Origin of the sequence: Helicobacter sp., from assembly GCF_029067145.1 — a bacterium.
Classification (GTDB): Bacteria; Campylobacterota; Campylobacteria; order Campylobacterales; family Helicobacteraceae; genus Helicobacter_D.
Genome location: NZ_JAIEFA010000091.1, coordinates 1 through 3,590, shown reverse-complemented (window position 1 = coordinate 3,590; position 3,590 = coordinate 1). Strand labels below are relative to the sequence as shown.

General features: G+C 35.1%; 2 protein-coding genes and 1 pseudogene. All 3 read right to left on the bottom strand.

Annotated features, from left to right (window positions below; all coding sequences use genetic code 11):
• Nucleotides 1–503, bottom strand: a pseudogene (locus K2N75_RS08640) (capsular biosynthesis protein); the annotation flags it as partial.
• Entirely contained in the window at nt 500–2,272 is a 1,773-nt protein-coding gene (gene asnB / locus K2N75_RS08635) for an asparagine synthase (glutamine-hydrolyzing) (protein ID WP_297681714.1), read from the bottom strand. The pseudogene K2N75_RS08640 and the gene asnB, both read right to left, overlap by 4 nt.
• Before the next feature lie 120 nt (nt 2,273–2,392).
• A partial coding sequence (locus K2N75_RS08630) for a radical SAM/SPASM domain-containing protein (protein WP_297681712.1) occupies nt 2,393–3,590 on the bottom strand: 1,198 nt, incomplete at its 5' end.

Genomic DNA, 3,590 nt, shown 5'->3' with positions numbered 1-3,590 from the left:
TTTTTTGTATATTCCTCTGCGATTCCTTGTGAAACAGAATAGACATAATCGGCTTGGGGGAGGTAGGTTTGGCAAAGCCAGTCATTAAACCCCGCAAAAAGTCGCTTCCAACGCTCATCACCTTGCTCTCCAGGGTAATATTCCCTACAATCCATAATGACCTTTGCATTTTTTTTATTCTCTATAACAAAAGGTAGCAGCACTAAATCTTTACAAAAGATGGCATCAAAACTTCTCTCTTGCAAATACTTCTCAATAATCATTCTATTGGGGATTTTCACAAGTTTCATATAGTCTTTTTTGGCTACATTTCTCTCTAACTCTGCTTCTTGTTCCGCATTTCTCTTTATCGCATGTGGGTAGGAAAGAATCTCAATATCTTTATAAGGTACTGCTTCTAGCCCGATTCCCGTTAAAATAAACTTACCATAGAGCAAATCCAACAGCCTCTTTTGCCGTGAAGTGGATAAATCCTCTTCTGCAATCACACAAATTTTTTTCATAGCTCCACCTTATGTAACCTTTCCCATTTAGCAATATTAAATAATCTCCACAAAAAATTATCTTCTCTAATATCGGGTTTTATGAAAATTTCTTGAATAATTAAAGAATCCTTGATGACATTTTTCATAGATTCCCTTAAATCATCAAACCAATATCTTTGTGGAGATTCAAAGCCTAGTTTATTATATCGCCAAATAATATCCGCTGGCAGCAAATCTTCACAAGCCTTTCTCAATAAATACTTCAAATAGCCTCCTTGAAATTTCACTTCCACAGGGAGATTCAACACGAAATCCACGATTCTACTATCCAAATAAGGCAACCTACTCTCCACACTAAACGCCATAGAATCCCTATCCTCAAAACGTAATAAACTTTGCAAACCTGTTTGCATAATGACTTCTCTATTAAAACTAGCGAAGTTTGTATAGCCAAACAATTCGCATAAATCCTCTTTACTAAGATATTTTGCTTGGATATTACTCCCCTTTAAGATACGAGAAAAGGCTATCTCAAAGTCCTCTATGCCATCTAACCCACTCAATATTGCTTCGTTGGAATATCTAAATTTCTTCAGATTTTGAAAGAAACATTCGTCCTTTCCTCTCTCTCGCAGCTCTTTATAGATATATTTAAAGTAATGCTCATATCCCAAAAACACCTCATCAGCCCCTTGCCCATCAAACATTACTTTGATTCCTAATTCGCGCGCTTTTTGCATTACAAGATATTGCATATAAAGCGAAGTGCTACCAAAAGGCTCATCTTGTGCCAACATCACTGCTTCTAAATTATCCAAATAGTTTTGTTTGCTTGGCTCTACGATACATAATTCTACACCTAGACATTCCGCCACTCTTTTAGCATATTCGCTTTCATCATTCTCTTTCAATGTGCTTTTTGCGTGAATGGCGACAAAATTATTTTTGTTTGGATTGAGTCTTGCGATAAGCGCATTCACACAGGAACTATCCAACCCACCACTTAGACAACTCCCTATGGGAACATCACTTCTTAAGCGCAACTTAATAGAATCCTCTAAAAGTATTCTTAAATGCTGTGCTGGATTCTGCGCGTGAATCTCTTGTGAGGCAATCTCATAATAAAGCGATGTTTGAAAGTCAAGATTCTCTAAATCCACTACCAAATTTTGGCTAGGATTCAAACGATAAATATCTTTGAAAAATGTCTCGTTTTTGTAACAATCTACATTCCCTCGCACGATAAAGGGAATCATCGCGGGAATATTTGCTTTTACGCTTTTCAAAAAGGGCAAAATCGCCTTGATTTCAGAGGCAAAAATAAATTTCTTGTCGTCTTTGTAATAAAAAAATGGCTTCTCGCCAAATCTATCCCGACTACAAAAAAGTTTATTTTTCGCCTTATCCAAAAGCGCAAACGCCCACATACCATTGAAATACTCTACACATTTTTCGCCCCAAAAATCATAAGCACAGAGTAGCACCTCTGCATCGCCTTGTGTGTGGAATCTATATCCTTGCAAATAGAGTTCCTCTCGCAACTCTTTGTAGTTGTAAATTTCTCCATTATAGACTAGAACATACTTATCTTGATATTCCATAGGCTGATTGGAGCGCGAATCTAAATCAATAATGCTTAAGCGCGTATGTCCTAACAAACACCGCTTATAGCATATAAAATCTTGAAAATCTGGTCCTCTATGAGAAAGCAAAGAAAGTGCATTAGTAAATTTCTCTTTTACTTCTTGTAAATCCCCCAAAGCTACTAAACCAATGATACCGCACATCGCTACACCCTATAAATTAAAAAATGTTGATATTATAACAACTTTACTTAAAAACGCCTATGCACCAAGTAGATTGCAGACAATCAACACCCAAGCTCGTATGATAAATAATTTCTCCTTTTAAGATTCCTCATTCCACCAGCTTCCACAAATTTCACAAATCTTATCAAAGGATAAGTTGAAATGTTTTTGTTGCATTTGCCGATGTAATTTTCCTTGCCAAATTTGCTCTAAATTCTCTTGATAAATATTGCCAATGCAAAAACTCTCAACCTGCTTTCTCCCAAGCCAAGCGCGTTGCATATCACAAACTCCACAAGAGCCATCAGGAAAAACATAAAGATTTGCAAAAGGTGCGCTACAAGTATGTCTTTGATTGCGAGTTTCTCCTACCCAACCACTTTCACTTGCATCGTGATAGGCGATTTGGCACTCTAACCTACTAAATTGTTGCATAGAAAGAAAAAATTTTAAAGCTTCTTTTAGAGATTCTTTCTCATATAAAATGGCTAATTTTATCTTTGCATTACATTCTAAAGATTCTAAAAAATACGCAATGTCATACAAAGCAGATTGATACTTTGTAATACAATCCTTATCGCAATTCATATAAATATCTTTTGAAAAACTAACCATCATTTCAAAAAAATCAATTCCTCCATCTAACAATTTTTTAAAGTTTTTTAGGGTTAGCATAATGCCATTTGTTGCTAATGCTATATGCCGAATACCAATTTTTTTTGCATATTGAACATAATCCAATAAATTAAAATCCAAAAGCGGCTCTCCCGGTCCAGAAAAAACCACTCTGCTTTTACCTTTACTAGCAAAATCTAAAATCTCATAAACCTTATCACTTGAAAGCTGCTTTTTGGTTTTAAAATAATCATTCGTGTGCGTTTTTTGATGTTTCAATCCAAACCACGGACAAGAAGGGCAATTCACATTACATTGGTTTAAAAGTCCAATTACAATTGTCTTAGGGTATTGTAGCTGCAACGATTCTATACTTTTAGAATCTGCACCAATTAGATTCCAATTTGACGAGAGATTATAAAATCTCCTATCTTCAAAAAAATGTGTTTTAGCGAAATTGTGCGAACAAGAATGCATAGTATTTCGCACTTGCCTATCTATGAAATGATTTTTATAAGCATACTCAATCATAAATTTCTCTAAATTCACTTCTTTGCACAATTTAAACAAAAATGCTCCGCGCTTATTTTCAAAAGAGTTATAAAATGGAGCATAAACATTATGATTGCTTTGGCAAACTTGCCTTAATATATCAATTTTACAATCTTGCAAATCTATATTA

Coding starts and splice junctions, on each gene's coding strand:
- asnB (WP_297681714.1), bottom strand. CDS start 2,272: ATGTGCGGTATCATTGGTTTAGTAGCTTTGGGGGATTTACAAGAAGTA.